General features: G+C 80.6%; 1 pseudogene. It reads right to left on the bottom strand.

What is annotated here, in order from left to right:
* A pseudogene (locus tag AOK23_RS50680) lies at positions 1 to 177 on the bottom strand (lytic polysaccharide monooxygenase); the annotation flags it as partial.
* Positions 178 to 263: the final 86 nt, after the last annotated feature.

Genomic DNA, 263 nt, shown 5'->3' with positions numbered 1-263 from the left:
CGCCGCCCGGCACGCCGCCGAGTTCGCCCGGTCCCCGCCCTCGGGCGAGCACGCCGACACCCGGCTCACCGGATCGGTCGGCGCGCCGTGCGCGGACGCGGGGGTGACGGCCGCCGCCGTCACGAGCAGGGGAGCCGCCACGAACAGTACGGCGCCACGGAGACCGGCGGCGCGCAGGGCGGGGGAGCCGCCGACACGCGGGCCGGTGCCGAGGTGGCCGTCGGTGTGCCGGCCGGCGGTGCGGTGGGCGGACAAGCGGTACA

It is taken from the genome of Streptomyces torulosus, from assembly GCF_001419765.1.
Taxonomy (GTDB): Bacteria; Actinomycetota; Actinomycetes; order Streptomycetales; family Streptomycetaceae; genus Streptomyces; species Streptomyces torulosus.
The sequence above is the reverse complement of the archived record's forward strand: the minus strand, read 5'-3'. Positions and strand labels throughout refer to the sequence as shown.